The sequence below is a fragment of the Thalassotalea sp. Sam97 genome (genome assembly GCF_041379765.1).
Lineage (GTDB): Bacteria > Pseudomonadota > Gammaproteobacteria > Enterobacterales > Alteromonadaceae > Thalassotalea_A > Thalassotalea_A maritima.
This window is the reverse complement of record NZ_CP166919.1, coordinates 1,384,102-1,402,459: the sequence shown is the minus strand read 5'-3', so window position 1 is coordinate 1,402,459 and position 18,358 is coordinate 1,384,102. Positions and strand designations below refer to the sequence as shown.

At 42.8% G+C, this 18,358-nt stretch carries 16 protein-coding genes and 1 riboswitch; of the genes, 5 read left to right on the top strand and 11 right to left on the bottom strand.

The genetic code is table 11. From position 1 onward, the window contains the following. Window positions 1–16: 16 nt before the first annotated feature. From ACAX20_RS06185 to ACAX20_RS06170, 4 genes are all read right to left on the bottom strand, one after another. Window positions 17–556 carry a cytochrome b gene (locus tag ACAX20_RS06185; RefSeq protein ID WP_371189593.1) on the bottom strand — a complete coding sequence of 180 codons (540 nt, stop codon included), beginning with the start codon at window positions 554–556 and terminating at the stop codon, window positions 17–19. 165 nt (window positions 557–721) lie between these two features. Continuing rightward, entirely contained in the window at window positions 722–1,489 is a 768-nt protein-coding gene (locus ACAX20_RS06180; RefSeq protein ID WP_371189281.1) for a Nif3-like dinuclear metal center hexameric protein, read from the bottom strand. A gap of 210 nt (window positions 1,490–1,699) precedes the next feature. Further along, on the bottom strand, window positions 1,700–3,226 hold the full coding sequence (locus tag ACAX20_RS06175; RefSeq protein WP_371189280.1) for an FGGY family carbohydrate kinase: 1,527 nt from the start codon (window positions 3,224–3,226) through the stop codon (window positions 1,700–1,702). Between the two features lie 25 nt (window positions 3,227–3,251). Continuing rightward, the gene (locus ACAX20_RS06170; RefSeq protein ID WP_371189279.1) at window positions 3,252–3,998 is read right to left on the bottom strand and encodes a methyltransferase domain-containing protein; all 747 of its coding nucleotides are present in this window, start codon (window positions 3,996–3,998) and stop codon (window positions 3,252–3,254) included. A 96-nt stretch (window positions 3,999–4,094) separates the two neighbouring features. Here ACAX20_RS06170 and gloB point away from each other — a divergent pair, with 96 nt between their 5' ends. The 4 genes from gloB (at window position 4,095) to ACAX20_RS06150 (ending at window position 8,956) form a co-directional block, all read left to right on the top strand. Beyond that, the gene (gloB, locus tag ACAX20_RS06165) at window positions 4,095–4,892 is read left to right on the top strand and encodes a hydroxyacylglutathione hydrolase (protein WP_371189278.1); all 798 of its coding nucleotides are present in this window, start codon (window positions 4,095–4,097) and stop codon (window positions 4,890–4,892) included. Between the two features lie 92 nt (window positions 4,893–4,984). After that, window positions 4,985–6,595 (top strand): LysM peptidoglycan-binding domain-containing protein, encoded by a 1,611-nt coding sequence (locus ACAX20_RS06160; RefSeq protein WP_371189277.1) that lies wholly within the window; start codon window positions 4,985–4,987, stop codon window positions 6,593–6,595. A gap of 206 nt (window positions 6,596–6,801) precedes the next feature. Then, window positions 6,802–6,974: riboswitch (Lysine riboswitch) on the top strand. Between the two features lie 58 nt (window positions 6,975–7,032). Then, window positions 7,033–8,616, top strand: coding sequence for a Na+/H+ antiporter NhaC family protein (locus ACAX20_RS06155; protein ID WP_371189276.1), 1,584 nt, complete (start codon window positions 7,033–7,035; stop codon window positions 8,614–8,616). A gap of 109 nt (window positions 8,617–8,725) precedes the next feature. Beyond that, window positions 8,726–8,956 (top strand): hypothetical protein, encoded by a 231-nt coding sequence (locus ACAX20_RS06150; RefSeq protein WP_371189275.1) that lies wholly within the window; start codon window positions 8,726–8,728, stop codon window positions 8,954–8,956. Between the two features lie 152 nt (window positions 8,957–9,108). Here the strand turns inward: ACAX20_RS06150 and ACAX20_RS06145 are convergent, their stop codons facing one another. The 5 genes from ACAX20_RS06145 to thrS all read right to left on the bottom strand — a co-directional run bounded on the left by ACAX20_RS06145 (window position 9,109) and on the right by thrS (window position 13,677). Then, a complete protein-coding gene (locus tag ACAX20_RS06145) occupies window positions 9,109–10,212 on the bottom strand; it encodes a phosphoribosylaminoimidazolesuccinocarboxamide synthase (RefSeq protein ID WP_371189274.1) in 1,104 nt (367 codons plus the stop codon). A 203-nt stretch (window positions 10,213–10,415) separates the two neighbouring features. After that, window positions 10,416–10,769 carry a 50S ribosomal protein L20 gene (gene rplT, locus ACAX20_RS06140; RefSeq protein WP_371189273.1) on the bottom strand — a complete coding sequence of 118 codons (354 nt, stop codon included), beginning with the start codon at window positions 10,767–10,769 and terminating at the stop codon, window positions 10,416–10,418. A 16-nt stretch (window positions 10,770–10,785) separates the two neighbouring features. Further along, window positions 10,786–10,983 (bottom strand): 50S ribosomal protein L35, encoded by a 198-nt coding sequence (rpmI, locus tag ACAX20_RS06135; RefSeq protein ID WP_290250261.1) that lies wholly within the window; start codon window positions 10,981–10,983, stop codon window positions 10,786–10,788. 190 nt (window positions 10,984–11,173) lie between these two features. Then, complete coding sequence (gene infC, locus ACAX20_RS06130) at window positions 11,174–11,731, bottom strand: translation initiation factor IF-3 (RefSeq protein ID WP_371189272.1); 558 nt, start codon at window positions 11,729–11,731, stop codon at window positions 11,174–11,176. A gap of 35 nt (window positions 11,732–11,766) precedes the next feature. Further along, window positions 11,767–13,677: a threonine--tRNA ligase gene (gene thrS / locus ACAX20_RS06125; protein WP_371189271.1), complete on the bottom strand. Its 1,911-nt coding sequence runs from the start codon at window positions 13,675–13,677 to the stop codon at window positions 11,767–11,769. Window positions 13,678–13,929: 252 nt separating this feature from the next. Here thrS and ACAX20_RS06120 point away from each other — a divergent pair, with 252 nt between their 5' ends. After that, window positions 13,930–14,700: a hypothetical protein gene (locus tag ACAX20_RS06120; RefSeq protein WP_371189270.1), complete on the top strand. Its 771-nt coding sequence runs from the start codon at window positions 13,930–13,932 to the stop codon at window positions 14,698–14,700. Between the two features lie 272 nt (window positions 14,701–14,972). Here the strand turns inward: ACAX20_RS06120 and speB are convergent, their stop codons facing one another. Then, window positions 14,973–15,899, bottom strand: coding sequence for an agmatinase (speB, locus tag ACAX20_RS06115; protein ID WP_371189269.1), 927 nt, complete (start codon window positions 15,897–15,899; stop codon window positions 14,973–14,975). Continuing rightward, complete coding sequence (speA, locus tag ACAX20_RS06110) at window positions 15,899–17,806, bottom strand: arginine decarboxylase (RefSeq protein WP_371189268.1); 1,908 nt, start codon at window positions 17,804–17,806, stop codon at window positions 15,899–15,901. Before speA ends, speB begins: the two co-directional genes overlap by 1 nt. Window positions 17,807–18,358 lie beyond the last annotated feature (552 nt).

Sequence of the window (18,358 nt, the reverse complement as noted above, 5' to 3'; positions counted from 1 at the left end):
AATAACAAGTATGTGTTTACAGCATACGTTTTAAGGTCTCGTCTTTATCAAAAACGTGATGCTTAATTGCGGCTAGTGCATGCAATATCACTAACGCTATCAAGCTGTAAGCAATAATCTCGTGAACCTCGCCGGCAATGTCTTCTTGATTGGCCACAAGCTCGCCTAGAGATGGCACCATAAACCAATTGAACACTTCAATACCGCGACCATCGGCAGTTGAAATCAAGTAACCCGAAATAAATAACATTAATAACAGCAGGTACAATAGATAATGAACCAGTCGCGAGGTCGTTTTTACAAGCTTGCTATGGCTAGGTATCGCCTGCACGCGCGGCTTTAACGTTTTATAAACAAGACGAAACATAACAAGTAACGCTAATAAAATACCTACGCTCTTGTGATAATTTGGTGCAGTTCGATACCAACTTGAATAATAATCTAACTCCACCATCCACACACCGACAGCAAACATGGCAAAAACCGTCAATGCGGTGAGCCAATGCAGCACTTTGGCAAGGGTTGAATAGGTAGGATTTGTTTGTTGCTTATTCATTTTTAATGTCACATAACTTGCTAAATGGTTATAAAACTCATTGTAAGCAATCTCAGTAGAATTTAAATACCTTAAATTGACATAGTTTATTCGATTAAATAGAACAAAGGCATTTGCGTATCACCAAGCGCCCTCGCACATAAGATAAATTATCACACGGGGCATTTACACTGGATTATCAATATCAATAAACGTGGCATCCAACTGATATTGTTGTTGCAAATAATCAGCAAGTGCTTTTACACCATAACGCTCTGTTGCATGATGACCCGCTGCAAAAAAGTGGATACCCATTTCTCTGGCAATATGCGTTGTTTGCTCGGATACTTCGCCTGTAATAAAGGCATCAATCCCCTGCTCTGCTGCTTGCTCAATGAACCCTTGGCCCCCTCCGGTACACCAGGCCAATGTAGTGATCGGTTGGTCATTGTCTGCAGCACTCGGTGCGATATGCAGACATTGTCTATTTAACCGCGCACTGATTTTATTGGCGACTTTATCGGCCGGCATCGCCTCTCGATAACGGCCTTTTAAACTCACTGATAGTGGGTTGCCATCGTCAAGTGGCTGCACATCAACAATATCCAGCAGCTTTGCAAGTTGGACGTTATTACCTAAAGTCTCGTGAATATCCAAGGGTAAGTGGTAAGCGATTAAGTTGATGTTATGATCAATCAAGGCTTTAATACGACGGTATTTCATACCGGTAATTGGATATGGTTCGTTTTTCCAAAAGTAACCATGATGAACAATAATAGTATCCGCTTGGTGGGCTATTGCCGCATCGATAAGCTCTTTAGAGGCGGTTACCCCGGTAACAATTTTTGTTACCGTGTCACTACCTTGTACCTGCAAACCATTAGGGCAGTAGTCTTTAATGCGCTCTGGTTGCATAATGCTGTTTAGCAATTGCATAAACTCTTGTCGTTTCATAATAAAAAGGACTTCTCTCGTTCAACGTCTCAGTAACAGTTACGCCCCGTTATACCAAAATCTTGGGGCTGTCACCAGTCACCTTAATTGATTTGGCTTGACTGATTTAACTCAGCTGATTTGGTTTAACAAACTTGGCTTAACTGATTTTCATGCATATGTAGCAATCTGATTAGATATCCGCTAGATAACTTTTGCCATAGCGCATTGTTACTTTTTAAAGGCTCTGATGGCTTGTTCTAAGCTTGCGTATTGATGATCTTGATATGCCAAAAATATCGCAGCACCACGACAGCCGGCTTGATCTTTACAGGTAGCCGCGATAGTTGCTTTAGCCGTTTGCTCTATTGCGGTTAATAAGTAGCAGCTGTTAGCACCACCACCGCTAACATATAAATTTATATTACTCAGCTTAAGCCTGTGCTTTAAACGTTCTAGAGCGATACCAATATGCTCCGCAAGTGAATCAAGTATCGCTTTATATTGGTAAACATATTGCGTCTCATTTACCGGCAAGTCTGCTTGGCTATAGCCATTGATTCGCTGTAAGTTTGTGTTAAAGTTTCGTGATTTAGCATAACCTGTTAAATCAAAGTGATAACCCGCATCTAGCTTACCCAAGAGCAGTCTATTATCTAAATCGCTAAGCAATTCACTGTCGCTGATTTCATATTTACCGGCGCTGGCGTCAGTCAGCGCGTGTTCGGCGGTATTCCATTTGCTGGTTAAGCATAAGCGCTTTAAATGTGCACGATAGCTGGCGATAAAATCGGAAATCACCAGCATGCCATAGTCGAGCATGATTTCGGTACAATATAAACCTTTAACAACAAAGGGAAACGCCGGAAAAAAAGGTTTTGCACCAATAAATTTATCTGTGAGCACGCTGACACTCACGGCACTTCCCAAGCTAATATGAACATCACCTGAGCGATAGCAGCCACTGCCCAACATCTCCATTACCTTATCCGCGCCACCAGCTATAACATCGCACCCCGCCGATAAACCGATTTGCTGTTGTGCGGCTATCGTTGGGCGGCCAATCACAGCGCCACTTGGGCAAAGTCTTGGTAACCACTTTGGCTTAACGGCAAGCGCTTGATAATACCAGTGCCATAACGGTTGCCAAGTGCCGGATTTAAAGTTTAACGGTAAGTGACTGATGGTACTGGCGCTGCTGTCTACTAAGTCATCGGTAAGCTGATAATGAAGATAGCCACCTAATAAACAGACTTTATCAATGCGAAGATGTGCATCATTGACTCGCTCACAAAATTTATTAATCGCCGCCTGTTGCTGTAATTGTCGTATGCTTTTATTCAGTGGATAAAAGAGGTTCGCAATGGTGAATAATGTTCGGTAAAAAACATTTAACTTAGGCACACGCTGAGCATCTTTATTGTCTTGCCACACAATGGCTTTATCAACTGGCTTACCTTGTTCGTCTAGCGCGATAAATGTGTTGCGCATGCAAGTAATGGTCATTTTATCAATGTCGGTTAATGACAAAGATAACGGCGTGAGTTGCATCGCAAGCTGTTTAACTGCGCTGACAAATGTCTTATAAAACCAGCTCACGTGTTGATTCACTTGACCGCCTTGGTATCGCTGATACTCAAAGTCGCCAACCGTGATTTTTGCTAAACAGTCACCTTGAGCATTAAACACCTGTGCCCGTAATGATTGACTGCCAAAGTCCACGGTTAAATAATATCTGTTTGTTTGTTGTTGATTCATCACAGCTTAACGATGTTTATTACGATTAGATATGGCGGTTTTGGCCAATGGTCGAGACATTAATAGGACGAAACTTATGCCGTAATTGCCACTTAGGGCGAATAGGCGTTAAAGGCTGAACCCGCTTTTTAGCAACAATAACATAAACAGAACAAAACAATGGCAAATATGACTGACCTATTGTTTGTAATTTTTTAAACCACCAACGATCGTCGCGCTGCTTGTTATGCAGTCCTGAAAATAAAATCCGCTGATCATCGACAATTTCATAACCGAGTAGATTTAGCCAATCTTTAACACGCATCGGCGTAAAGAATCGCCCCTGCCAAGGCAATTGCTGACGTCGATAAGGTATGAGCTTATTCACCCCAGCTAACGACCAAGGATTAATACCAGCAATAACCATATAACCATTGGCAATTAATACCCTATCGGCTTCACGAAGAATATGATGAGGATCTACCGCGTACTCAAGCTGCAATGTTAATAGACATAAATCGATACTCTGCTGGACAAAGGGTAAATCATCTATTTCAGCAACCACATCGGCGACTAATGGCGATTCACAGACGTTGATTTGATGGGGTATTTTTGCCTGTTGTGACTCTATTTGACTGCTAAGTTGACCCAGTTTGAGCATGTGATAGCCAAATGCGCGTTGCCACCATGGTTCAAGTGATTTCTCAATATGCTTTTTGATCAACAAACCAGATGACATATCTTGCCACGTTTTTGGCTTCTTAAGTTGTGCAAACGCCAGTGCTGGTTTCATATTCTTTCCATAATCAAACGAGTTGCTATTACGACTTTTGTTGTCGTTTCAGTCACGGTATACTGCTGTAAAAAGCCATTTTCAATAGGAGACGCTGTGTTTCAGGTCCAGGCCATTGATGCATTCAACGATAACTATATATGGTGTATTACCTCGAGTGCAAGCAAGCATTGCGTTCTTGTTGATCCGGGTGATGCCAACGTATGTATCGAATATATAGAGAAAAATCACTTAACATTAGTATCGATTTTGCTGACCCATCACCATAACGATCATGTCGGCGGCGTCGGTGAGTTACGAGATTTTACCAATCAACAACAACATTCATTACGCGTCTATGGTCCATCGTTAGAAGCAACACAGCACAGCGACGTGCAAGTACGAGAAGGCGATACGGTCGAATTATTTGATAATCAACTAACACTGAACGTTATTGATTTACCCGGCCACACCTTAGGGCACATTGGTTTTTATAACCAAGATTGGTTATTCTGTGGCGATACCTTGTTCTCTGGGGGTTGCGGAAGACTGTTTGAAGGCAGTGCTGAGCAGCTCTATACATCTTTAAACAAATTAACACAATTACCAGAGTCGACCCATGTTTACTGCGCTCACGAGTATACACTAGCGAATTTGCGCTTTGCTGAAACACTTGAGCCAGATAACCAACAACTTGCTGATTACATTACTATTGTAGAAAAAAAACGAGCTCAAAATGAGCGCACGATCCCGTCAAACATTGGCTTAGAAAAACAAATTAACCCTTTTTTAAGAACCCATTTACACCCTGTTGAACAGGCTGTTTTAAAGGCCAAACGAGAACTGGACGAACAAAAAACGTACAAACACTGGGAAGTTTTTGCTATGATGCGCGCTTTGAAAGACAGCTTCTAAATTTTTTGAAGTCTGTTAAGCAGTTAATCGTAGTTTTATAAGTAGTACCAAGATTCCACTTATAACAACATTAATAGTAGATAAGAGAATTCATGAAGAAGATTTTAATTCCCCTTTCATTAGCGGTATTAGTGGGGTGTCAAAGCGCTAATCAACCGTCGACTTCATCATCGAATATAAATGACAACATTGTCGCTAACAATGTCGATATTTTCGAAGCATTGTATGCTGATGAGTCAGCGAACGTTATTCACCCAAAAGACGATGTGGATATTCCACTGGCCGATCAAGACGAATTGGTCGTTGTCGACAACATCTGGGATCGTATTCGTAACCAGCTTAGTTTCGACATTCCAGATAATGCTCAAGTACGCGCACACCGTAATTGGTATGCTAAACATCAAAAGTACTTAGATCGTGTGGCAAAGCGTGCCGAGCCGTTTATCTATTACGTAACCGAAGAGCTCGAAAAGCATGATATGCCAATTGAGTTGGTATTATTACCCGTCGTAGAAAGTGCCTACGACCCGTTTGCCTATTCACACGGTAGTGCTTCGGGTATGTGGCAGTTTTTATCTGGTACGGGTAAACAATTTGGTTTACAGCAAGACTGGTGGTATGACGGCCGACGTGATGTTGCTGCATCAACGCAAGCTGCCATTAAGTACCTTAAGTACTTAAACGAACGCTTTGACGGCGACTGGTTATTAGCCCTTGCGGCATATAACTCAGGTCAAGGCCGAGTGTCTCGTGCCATGAAAGCCAATGCGCGCAAAGGTAAACCGACTGACTTTTGGCACTTAAAATTGCCAAAAGAAACGCGTGACTATGTGCCAAAATTACTCGCACTTGCTGAGATTGTAAAAGACCCACAACGCTTTAATGTGGAGTTATATGCCATTGCCAACAAGCCGGTGATTTCATCGGTTGATATTGGCTCACAGCTCGATTTAGCATTGGCTGCTGACATGGCTGATTTAACGGTTGACGAGTTACATGCATTGAACCCTGGTTTTAACCGTTGGGCGACCGCGCCAGATGGACCGCACTCTTTGTTGTTACCAAACAATAAAGTGGAGGCTTTTCAACAGCGCCTTGCAAAACTGGAAGAAAAAGACCGTTTAAGCTGGCAACGTTACAGAATCAAGAGTGGCGACAGCTTGTCGGTAATCGCTCGTCGTTTTAACACAACGGTGACGGTTATCAAAGAAGCCAACAACATGGCGGATAACAGCATTCGCACCGGTAAATACTTGTTGATCCCAACAGCAACGCAATCGCTGGATCGTTACAAGTCATATGAACAAGTGCGTTTGTCAAAACTTTCAAAAAAAGGCAGTGGCAAAAAATTGGTTCATACCGTGCAACGAGGCGATACGCTATGGGATATTGGTCAAAAATATAAGGTCAGTAGTAAGCAAATTGCTAAATGGAATGGTTTCGCACCAAAGGACATGTTGCGTCTTGGACAAAAGCTCACCATTTGGACCAACGCTAATGATAACGCGAAAAAGAGTGCCTCAGGAAATACGGTTGTTCGCAACATTAACTACCGCGTTAAATCAGGTGACTCGTTAGCTCGTATTGCCAATAAGTTTAATGTGTCGATTGGTGACATTGAAAAATGGAACAATCTCAATCGAGGCAAATACCTACAACCTGGGCAAATGCTAAAACTATCAGTAAACATTACCAGTATTTAATGGCTCTAATACTACTTATTGATAAGTAAATTCAAGCCACAATCGTTCAGCGATTGTGGCTTTTTACACCCCTGTCGGCGAGTTTTACATTTAGATTACAGAAAAAACTTTTTCAGCCGTTATAATTAGCGCAAGCATTCGCTGTGCATTTTGTTTTTTTCAAAAATATCATGCACAATGAAGCACATAGACGGTACACAGACCGTTCATTAAGTAGAGGTGCGATACACATCAGTAATCATGGTTAGGGTGATGCCTATAAGTCATGATGAAAGGGTTTGTCGCCGAAACAAAGTGATGCATCAACATCCATTGTTGGGGTTGCGTTGAATAAGCGTAACACTGCCATAGTAATAACCTATGGAGCGCTACGAAGTATCTTGCCACACTGCTGTTGCACTCTTCGATTTTGCGTTTCTATAACTACAGAAACACACATGGAATTAAACGATTTTTCACACTCTATGCTGTCGGTATTACCGGCTCTTTTGGCATTGATGCTCGCCATCATCACCCGTAAAGTTATTATTGCTTTAGGGCTTGGTATTTTATTGGGCGCATTGTTACTCAACAATTTTGATCTACTCAGTAGTGCCTCGTACGTCGCCTCGACTGTCGGCGGTGTCTTTATCGAAGACGGCGGTATCAACAGTTGGAACATGTCCATTATTGCCTTCTTATTGCTACTTGGCATGATCACCTCACTGTTAAGCGTCAGTGGCGCTACCCTCGCCTTTGCCAACTGGGCAATGAGTAAAATTAAAAGCAAACGCGGTGCTAAGTTATTAGCTGCGTTTCTTGGCGTCTTTATTTTTGTCGACGACTACTTTAACTCACTTGCAGTTGGTACCGTCTCTCGTCCAGTTACTGATCGGTACAAAGTCTCACGAGCAAAACTCGCCTATATTCTCGACTCAACCGCGGCGCCGATGTGTATATTAATGCCGTTATCATCATGGGGTGCCTACATTATGACCATTATGGCCGGCATTTTAGCAACCCATGGGATCACAGAATATTCACCTTTAAGTGCCTACTTAGCGGCAATTCCAATGAATTTTTATGCGGTTTTTGCCCTGCTACTGGTGTTCGCGGTGATCATTTTTGATATCAATGTCGGGGCAATGTCTCGTCATGAGCACAGCGCCAGTCAAGGCCACGATCTAGCAAAAGTTGATGTGGCAGATAACACGCCAAAAAGTGCGACGTTAGTAAATGCAAAAGCCAGTGATTTAATCTTACCTATTTTGCTCATGGTCATTGCCACCGTTGGCTTTATGATTTATACCGGCGCGCAAGCGTTGGCTGGCGATAATAAAGCGTTTAACTTATTCGCAGCTTTTGAAAATACCGATGTGGGAATGTCATTGGTGTATGGTGCATTAGTCGGCCTTGCGGCGACACTGATAAGTGTTTTGCGTCAGCGCATTGCTGCAAAAGATATCTTTATCGCCGCTAAAAATGGCGCGCATTCGATGCTAGGTGCGATTTTAATCTTATTGTTTGCCTGGACCATAGGTAGTGTTATCGGCGATATGAAAACCGGCAGCTATTTGTCATCGTTAACGCAAGGTAATATCGACTTAGCGTGGCTACCAGTACTGCTGTTTGTTTTATCGGGCTTTATGGCATTTTCAACCGGTACCTCATGGGGCACTTTCGGAATTATGCTGCCTATTGCTGGCGATATGGCCGCGGCTGCCGACATTACCTTGATGCTACCTATGCTATCGGCAGTATTAGCTGGCTCGGTATTTGGTGATCACTGCTCGCCGATATCCGATACCACCATATTGTCGTCAACCGGCGCGCGCTGTCACCACATTGATCACGTGACCACGCAATTGCCGTATGCACTGTCTATCGCCGCTATTTCTGCTGTTGGCTTTATTGTCGTTGGCTTTACCCTATCGACGAGCATGGCGTTTTTAGTCACTAGTTTGTTCTTTGTTGGACTAGTGGGCTTATTGCGCTTGATAAGCCTTGGTAACGAACAAGACAAACAAGCCAATGCTTCGTAACTAAAGAACCGAGATATACTCGCTTTACTATAAAGCGCATTCAAGCCGTATAAACGAAAAAAGCTCAGCGCCGTTAACCCTGTTAACAATTAACGCTGAGCTTTTTGATATGACATGCCAAATTGAGAAGAAACGTATTGAGTTGACTGTCGAACAACTCGGAAACTTTAAAGCGATAAACTGCTTAAACAATCACGACTGCAAAGCAGCATTCTTAAGTCAAATTGTCGGCGCAGGATTGCTATTACCAGTCTCAGCGATAGTGTCTGGTTCGATTGCCGTTGTCGGCAACACTGCCTACTGGATGATGGAGCAAGGTGAGTGTTTAGCAAAACGCTAAGGCCTCAAACCTATCACCTTTATCACATGAAGTGAATCTCTAGTCTTATTCGTGTTGTTATCTCAATGTTGTTAGGTCTTGGCGCACAACAAAAAGCCCTTGCACGTCATTCGACATGCAAGGGCTTTATATAATTTATATGCTGTATCTAATTAAGCAATAAGATCGTATTGCTCTTTTAAAATCTTAACAATTTCGGCTTTGGGATCGTCACTGATCACTATTTTCTCACCAGTGATTTTCTCTGCAATACCTGTGTAGGTATTTGACACTTGCATTAATACCTCTTCAGGTAAGGCATTATCACGCGCAAGCGCTTCACGCTCATCCATGCGGTCTTTATTTAATAAGATATCTGCATCTGGGAAGTAGTTAAGTAATAACTGGCGGAAACCTTCTTTCGAGTTTTCGACAACCTTACCAGCACGGTATTGCTCACCATCCCAAATTCGAGACGAATCAGGTGTACCCACTTCATCCATGTAGATCAGTTTATCATTACCAGCAGCATCTTTTACGTAACCAAATTCAAACTTGGTATCGACAAAAATCTGGTCAATCTTCGCTAATTCATTAGAGATAACATTAAAACCATCTTTCAAAAGCTTCTCGTACAAGTCGATATCTGCTTGTTCTTTAAAGTTAAACGCCTCGAAGTTATCTTCAATGTTCTTGCGAGTAATGTTGACATCGTCTTGCGCTGGAACACCTTCAATACCTTCAAGAATACCTTTGGTTGACGGGGTAATTAACAACTCATCTAGCTTTTGATCGCGCTGTAAGCCTTCGCCAATTTCGATGCCACAGAACTCGCGCTCACCTTTTTCATACGCGCGCCACATTGAACCTGTGATGTAACTACGACAAATCGCTTCGATTTTTACCGGTGTTGCTTTTTGCACAATCCATACAAATGGGTGTGGAATATCTAGGATATGGCTGTCCGCCAAACCGTTTTCTTTAAACAGTTTAAACCAGTGGTTTGAAATGGCATTAAGTGCTGCACCTTTACCTGGTACGCCACGCATGTCATTTTCACCGTGCCAGATACAATCGAAGGCAGAAATACGGTCAGAGATGACCATAATCGCTAGAGGTGTGTTTTTGGCAACATCATAGCCCTTTTCAATAATCAGACGGCGGCTATCTTCTTCTGTTAACCAGTAAACAGAGCGCACCTTACCACTGTGAACAGGTAAATTAGTGCGAATTGGTAAGTCATTATTGACGGCTAGTACTTTGTTAGCAAGGCTCATATTTTTTCCCTGAATGTATGCACGCCAGCCTCTGTCTACCCTATGGCATCAATAGCTGATGTGCTTTGTATTTATTGGCAACGTATCTAAACACATAAGGCTGTAAACAACCTAAAATACGTTGGCAATAAACACCCTAAAACACTCTAAGAGAATAAGAAAAGGACGCCGAAGCGTCCTTTTCAAAACTCACGTCACCGCTATTATAGAGCCGCTTGCGCTTTTTCTACAAGTACAGTGAAAGCTGCTTTATCGTATACTGCGATGTCAGCTAGGATCTTACGGTCAATTTCAATCGAAGCTTTTTTCAAGCCGTTGATGAACTTGCTGTAAGATAAACCATTTTGACGAGCTGCTGCGTTGATACGAGCAATCCAAAGTTGACGGAATTGACGCTTACGTTGACGACGGTCACGGTATGCGTATTGACCAGCTTTGGTTACAGCTTGGAAAGCAACGCGATATACGCGACTACGAGCACCGTAGTAACCTTTCGCTTGCTTTAGGATTTTCTTGTGAGAACGACGTGCTACTACACCGCGTTTTACTCTTGCCATGTTCTACTCTCCTCTATTAAGCGTAAGGCAACATTGATACTACTGATTTGATATCAGAAGCAGCAACCATTGATTTTGCACGTAAGTGACGCTTAACTTTGGTACGTCTCTTAGTTAAGATGTGACGTAGACCGGCTTGTTTGCATTTGAAACCGCCAGAAGCAGTTTTCTTAAAGCGCTTAGCTGCACCTTTATTGCTTTTCATTTTAGGCATGGAAATTACTCCGCATTTAATATGCCAAAATATTCAGTAACATGGGGCGGATTAAATACTTAATCACTTGTTGAGCCTCTGTTACCACCTAACGACCACTAATCAACTACATTTAGTGATCAAAAAGATAACCAAGGTGAAAAAGGCCTGATTCTTACGAATGAGGCCTTTCTACTTTAAAGACCAAGAATTATCTTTTAATTGGAGCCAGTACCATCACCATTTGACGACCTTCCACGCGAGATGGGAAAGATTCGACTTGAGCGATGTCTTGCAAATCCGCTTTAACACGATTTAGCAATTCAATACCTAACTCCTGGTGGGCCATTTCACGACCACGGAAACGTAATGTTACCTTGGCCTTATCCCCACCTTCTAAAAAGCGCTTCAGGTTGCGTAGTTTTACCTGATAGTCGCCTTCGTCAGTGCCAGGACGGAATTTAATTTCCTTAACCTGGATCTGTTTTTGCTTTTTACGTTGCTCTTTCTGTTCTTTTGACTTTTCGTATAAGAACTTACCGTAATCCATTACACGACAAACTGGCGGCTTGGCCGTTGGACTGATTTCCACTAAGTCTACGCCTGCAACTTCCGCTGCCTCTAATGCTTCGCTTAATGAAACCACACCTGCTGGTTCACCATCTGCGCCAATTAAGCGAATTTCCTGAGCGGTAATTTCGCCGTTTAACTTGTGTTGCGGTTCTTTACGACCGCCTTTCTGACCACCTTTAATAGTCTGTTCCTCCAAAAGAACTCAACGTAAATCTGTAACCAAGCTTATTGTTAAGTACGAGCGTTCACTTCTTCTGTGATTTTCGCAATAAACTCGTCTACAGACAATTTTCCTAAATCTTCACCACTACGTGTACGGATGGCAATTTCGCCTGCTTCCATTTCCTTATCACCGGCAACCAATAAATAAGGAACACGTTTTAGTGTATGCTCGCGAATTTTAAAGCCTATCTTCTCATTACGCAAGTCTGCTTTTGCTCTAAAACCATTTTCTTTCAGTTTTTTTACAACTTGTTGACAATATTCCGCTTGCTTGTCGGTAATATTCATCACCGAAACCTGCATAGGTGATAACCACAGTGGGAACTTGCCTTCATATTCTTCAATAAGAATACCAATGAAACGCTCAAGTGAACCTAAAATAGCACGGTGAATCATAACAGGAACGTGACGTTCACCATCTTCACCAACATACGTTGCACCTAAACGGCCTGGTAGAGCAAAGTCTAATTGTACCGTACCACATTGCCAATGGCGACCTAAACAATCAAGTAATGTGAACTCAATTTTCGGACCGTAGAAAGCACCTTCACCCGGTTGGTATTCAAACGCAATGTCGTTAGCTTTAAGCGCATTGGCCAAACCAAGCTCGGCTTTGTCCCAAATCTCATCGCTACCAATACGTTTTTCAGGGCGCGTTGATAGTTTAACCATGATATCGGTAAAGCCAAACGACGAATACACGTCGTATACCATTTTGATACACTTACTCACTTCGTCTTGTACTTGATCTTCAGTACAGAAAATGTGTGCATCATCTTGAGTAAAACCACGAACGCGCATTAAACCGTGCAATGCACCACTTGGTTCATTACGGTGACAGCAACCAAATTCTGCCATACGTAATGGCAAGTCACGGTACGATTTTAAACCTTGATTAAAGATTTGAACGTGACCTGGACAGTTCATTGGCTTAATAGCATATTCACGCTTTTCCGACTCTGTGGTAAACATGTTGTCGGCGTATTTGTCCCAGTGACCTGATTTTTCCCACAAACTGCGGTCCATCATCATTGGGCCTTTTACTTCATCGTAATCATACTCGTGTAATTTTTCACGAACAAAGCGTTCAAGTTCAGTATAAATCGTCCAACCGTCGTTGTGCCAAAACACCATACCCGGCGCTTCTTCTTGCCAATGGAATAAGTCTAATGACTTACCAATTTTACGGTGATCACGTTTTTCAGCTTCAGCTAAACGTTGAATGTACGCTTTAAGGGCTTTTTTATCTGCCCAAGCAGTACCGTAGATACGCTGTAACATCTTGTTGTCTGAGTTACCACGCCAGTACGCACCGGCAACATTCATCAGTTTAAAGTGGTGACAGTGCTTCATGTTTGGTACGTGTGGACCACGGCACATGTCAATGTACTCTTCATGGTGATACAAACCAGGGGTATCATCACGCGAGATATTCTCGTCTAAAATTTCAATTTTGTACGTTTCACCGCGTGCAGCAAATGCTTCGCGTGCTTCTTGCCATGACACGGTCTTTTTCACAACGTCGTAGTTTTTCTTAGCTAATTCCTGCATACGCTTTTCAAGCTTTGCTAGGTCTTCATCGTTTAGCTTATGTTCTAAGTCAACGTCGTAATAGAAGCCGTTATCGATAACCGGACCAATCGCCATTTTTGTGTCAGGCCATAGTTGTTTAATTGCGTGACCCAATAAATGCGCACATGAGTGGCGAATAATCTCTAATCCTTCGGCGTCTTTAGAGGTGATAAGCTGCAGTTCGCTGTCTTCGCTGATAAGTTCGCAAGCATCTTTTAGCTCGCCATTAACACGACCAGCGATGGTCGCTTTTGCAAGGCCTGAACCGATATCGGCTGCCACTTGCATAATAGAAACGTCGTTGTCGAAACTGCGCTGACTGCCGTCAGGAAGCGTAATGATAGGCATAATAATTCCTCAACAGTGGTGACACATACGAAATGCCACATGTTATGTTAGTTTAACACCCTGCCAAACGGGCTGGGTAATGAAGTAGCATTAAACGACTAAGGCTTTCATTTTATAGATAGATATCGTAGCCGGTTAACGTAGTATAAAGGCAGCAATATTAGGGGATATGCCACCTATTTGCAACCGAAAAGCGGTATTGTCCCAATTACAGGAAACGTAGCTCAGTGAGTATGTCATAATAAGTTGTATATGAACCTTAAACTGCTAGATAAAAATCACATCAACACCGCCCTTATAAGCGCAACGCTTATTTGCCTTGTTTGGCTTAGTTGGTGTATTTCACCTCATGCTTATGGCTCTTTTAATGATATTGCCCCTAGTCGCACACCAGCACAATATAACAACCAATATGCTAGTAAGTACCGCAGTAACACCGATACAACGAAAGCAAATGTAGCAAGCAATATAGAAACCTATATCGACACTGACCAGTATCGCATCGATTATTATCTTGGCAAAAATGCGCCATTCATCACCCTTAGGGCGACCTTATGGTTACCTATCAACAGCGAGCAGTTTTATCGGCTGCTCACTGATCCTAAGCATGTAATGCAATGGCTCGATCATGTTGCGCTGGTTTGGCCGCTTACCTTAGATGAGGCTGGACGCTCTATTGTACTTACCCGCTTAACGGGAGAAGGCCCAGTATCGTCACGTTATATGATTACCCAATCACGTTTAATTCAACCAACCGAAGGCGAATTTAGTCTTTACATTAGCGATGCCATAGAACACCACTTAACAAACTACCCTGCGATTCGAATGAGTGATATTGATATGGCCTGGCACGCCAAACAAGACAGTGATGGGGTACAGGTTAGCTATAGTGGTAGCTTAAAGCCCAATGGGAAAATTCCAGCATGGTTAGCAAATCGTGCCGCATTACAATCCTTTGCGACTAGCCTAGAGAACCTTATTGGCGAAGCACAAAAGGAAGCCAAAATATCATCTAAACGGTAGTCCACCGCATCTAAGCAATAGTCCCAAAACAACCTGAACAAATTCTCAGCGGTAAAGTTTAGCTCGTGCTTCAGCAAAAGCCCCCACCAAACACGTTTATACCTATCACATTAAGTTATTGCTCACTCAGTGAGAATTTAAAGGTTTTAAAGCAAGGCTTTGATTGCAGAGAATGGTTATTCCATTGTCAAAATCAGTTACGCAGCATAAAAGCCTTTAAAACTCACCAGTAGGGAGTTTACCAGAGGTCTATTGATACGGTGAACCTTGCATTATTTAGCCATGCGATTTGCCGTCCAAACGTACAATAACTCTAAGGCGATGGTTGCACCGGCAAGTGCAGTGATATCACTACAATCGTACGCGGGCGCCACTTCGACCACATCCATACCGACAATATTTATCCCTTGGAAGGCGCGTAAGACTTTTAAAATTTTATCAGAATTAATGCCACCGCATACTGGGGTTCCGGTACCTGGGGCAAAAGCAGGATCAAGACAGTCGATATCGAACGTTAGATACACCGGCATATCACCCACACGTTGTTTCACCTTCGCAACAATGTCATTTACACTCATATCATTAGCTTGCAACGCATTAATCACCATAAATCCGTGATCATCTGGGTTGTAATCGGTGCGAATTCCAATTTGTATCGAATGATCTTGGCAAATCAATCCTTCGATTGGTGCATGATGAAACATAGCTCCATGATCATACTTACTGCCATGGCTTGATGTGTCGGTATGTGCATCAAAATGGATCAGAGCCATTTTTCCGTACTTGCGTTGATGCGCCCGCAATAAAGGTAAGGTAATAAAGTGATCGCCACCAAGCGATAATAAGGTTTTGCCACTTTGCAATATGGCATTGGCAGCCGCTTCTAAGCGTATCGTTAAGTCTTCGGCATCACCGGTATTAAACACCAAATCGCCAGCATCAATCACCGAAGTTTGGCTAAACACATCAAAGCCCCATGGAAATTTATTATGCTCCCATGACAAATTAACGGACGCTCGGCGGATCCCTTCAGGGCCAAAACGAGCACCTGGGCGGCCGGATGTCGCCATATCAAGCGGTACTCCGAGTACCACCACGTCGGCGTTGTGCTCTACCGGTTGTTGCACCAATGGTCGGCGCATAAACGTCATCGCATTAGAGTAAAGGGAATCGTCTACTTTATTAAATAAGTCTTGCATCAGAAATCTTCCAAGTAGGTGTAACCAATTAACCCTTGTTCAAGCTCTTCAATCACACTTTGCTGTTCATCTTCGGGCACTTTGGCCATGACCATTTCTTTGTATAATTGACGTAATGATTCCATATCTAAATGCACATAGTCCATCATATCTTCGACAGTATCACCTTCGTTAACGAACGCGATGTTCGCTGCACCCTGCTCATCAACATTAACCACGACGGTATGGGTATCGCCAAATAAATTATGCATACAGCCCAATGTTTCCTGATACGCCCCCACCAAGAAAAAACCCATAAGATAAGGCTCATCTGGATTCCAATCAGGTACAGGTAAGGTGGTTTCGATGCCTTGACCGTCAACGTATTGATCAACAGTACCATCTGAATCACAAGTGATATCAAGCATCACGGCGCGCCGGTCTTCAATTTTATCCAAGCCACTTAACGGCAATACCGGAAATACCTGATCAATCCCCCACGCGTCAGGCATCGATTGAAACAAGGAAAAGTTAATAAAAAATTTATCCGCTAAGCGCTCATGTAGCTCATCAAGTATGGGGCGATGATAACGGTTTTTAGCGCTCATACTTTTGCTGAGCTCATAGTTTATCAATAACGATACTTGCTCTGCCCAAGCGCGATACTGCAAGTTAATCATGCCAGTCGAAAATTGACTGTGTGCTTCGGCAAGATCGCTTTGCGTATCATTATAAATTTCAATTAATGCACGGTCATCTTCCCCTTTACGCAAACTCACTAAGTTGTCCCACATATTATGCAGTAACAATGGAGCCTTTTCGTCTGGTTCGTCCATTTTCTCTGGCACATAGCTTTCCGTGCCAATTACATTAGTGATCAATACCGCATGATGAGCGGTTAACGAGCGTCCAGATTCAGAAATGATCACCGGCATTGGCTGAGAATAAAGGTGACAAATATCGCCTACCGTCATCACAATATTGCGCGCATATTCGATTAGGCCATAGTTCATTGAATTTGATGACTGACTGCGCGTACCATCGTAGTCCACCGCCAAACCACCGCCAACATCAAGATAATCAATCGTCGCGCCAATATCGCGCAGTTCACAATAAAAGCGTGCGGCTTCACTGACGCCATTGCGCACATCGCGAATGTTGGCCATTTGTGAGCCCAAATGAAAATGTACCAATTGCAAGGTATCTAACTGCTGTTCAGCGCGAAGCTCTTCAATCACGCTAAGCACCTGCGACGCTGACAAGCCAAATTTTGATTTTTCACCGCCGCTGGCCTGCCATTTACCCGCGCCTTGTGACGCCAGCCGTATACGCAAGCCCATACGAGGTTTTACACCCATTGCCTGGGCTTCAGATAAAACAATTTTTAATTCTGATAGTTTTTCCAACACGATAAAGACTTTATGACCGAGTTTTTCGCCAATAAGTGCTAAGCGAATATACTCTCGGTCTTTGTAGCCATTACAAACGATTACCGAGCTGGCTTTTTGCGCTAAGGCCATAACCGCCAACAACTCCGCTTTGCTCCCAGCCTCTAAGCCTAGTTGTTTTAATTCGAGCTCTGCTTGGCTATCGATAATTTCATCAACCACCTCTTTTTGTTGGTTAACTTTTATCGGATAAACTAACAAGTAATGGTTATCGTATTCATATTCATCGATAGCTTGATTGAAGGCGGTACAAATGTTTTCAACACGCTGATGAATGATCTGCGGAAAGCGTACTAAGGCGGGTAAACCGTATTCTCGTTGTTCAAGTTGCTGGACGATGTTACTCAAAGGTACCTTGTGCCGATTTTTAGCCGGTGACACATATACCTCACCATTATCATCGATACCGTAAAAGTCCTGACTCCAGTGTTTGACGTTATATTCGTCGCGGATGCGATCCAATTTGTTCGACTTTTTCAAGTTGATAGACCCCGTTATTGTTAATCCGATGTGGCTTTTCTATCTGGTGTTGCATGGTCCCTACCAAAATCGCAAAGCAATAAGACTGATTTTGGCCCTGATGTACAGGCACAATGGACAGTTTGCAGACCCATTATTTGATTTATTAAAGCGTAGTACAAATCCGTGCTTTTTGGCTTTCTAAACAAGATTAATCTCCCCTAATGTACAACAAACATGTGTGACAACAGGGTTTAAAAATATCGTCATAAATCCATAGCTTGAAACCAAACGATGATAAACTGAGATATTCGCTAACGCCCCACCGCCCCCACCTATTATCAATAGATAACCTACCTGTGTGGGATTGGTTATGCTATTGGTTTGTACCGTGACTATAACAGTGAGCATAGCAGTGACGATGGCAGTGACTATAATTGAACAATGACAGGAATAACGATTGACCTTGGGCATAAATATAGAGGCATAAGTGTACGCCACGCTAAACAACGCAAATCGAAATAGTGCAAATATAGAGAGCGCAAATATAAATAGTGCGAATCTAGACAACGT

Coding starts and splice junctions, on each gene's coding strand:
- ACAX20_RS06185 (WP_371189593.1), bottom strand. CDS start 556: ATGAATAAGCAACAAACAAATCCTACCTATTCAACCCTTGCCAAAGTG.
- ACAX20_RS06180 (WP_371189281.1), bottom strand. CDS start 1,489: ATGAAACGACAAGAGTTTATGCAATTGCTAAACAGCATTATGCAACCA.
- ACAX20_RS06175 (WP_371189280.1), bottom strand. CDS start 3,226: ATGAATCAACAACAAACAAACAGATATTATTTAACCGTGGACTTTGGC.
- ACAX20_RS06170 (WP_371189279.1), bottom strand. CDS start 3,998: ATGAAACCAGCACTGGCGTTTGCACAACTTAAGAAGCCAAAAACGTGG.
- ACAX20_RS06160 (WP_371189277.1), top strand. CDS start 4,985: ATGAAGAAGATTTTAATTCCCCTTTCATTAGCGGTATTAGTGGGGTGT.
- ACAX20_RS06155 (WP_371189276.1), top strand. CDS start 7,033: ATGGAATTAAACGATTTTTCACACTCTATGCTGTCGGTATTACCGGCT.
- ACAX20_RS06150 (WP_371189275.1), top strand. CDS start 8,726: ATGACATGCCAAATTGAGAAGAAACGTATTGAGTTGACTGTCGAACAA.
- ACAX20_RS06145 (WP_371189274.1), bottom strand. CDS start 10,212: ATGAGCCTTGCTAACAAAGTACTAGCCGTCAATAATGACTTACCAATT.
- rplT (WP_371189273.1), bottom strand. CDS start 10,769: ATGGCAAGAGTAAAACGCGGTGTAGTAGCACGTCGTTCTCACAAGAAA.
- rpmI (WP_290250261.1), bottom strand. CDS start 10,983: ATGCCTAAAATGAAAAGCAATAAAGGTGCAGCTAAGCGCTTTAAGAAA.
- thrS (WP_371189271.1), bottom strand. CDS start 13,677: ATGCCTATCATTACGCTTCCTGACGGCAGTCAGCGCAGTTTCGACAAC.
- ACAX20_RS06120 (WP_371189270.1), top strand. CDS start 13,930: ATGAACCTTAAACTGCTAGATAAAAATCACATCAACACCGCCCTTATA.
- speB (WP_371189269.1), bottom strand. CDS start 15,899: ATGCAAGACTTATTTAATAAAGTAGACGATTCCCTTTACTCTAATGCG.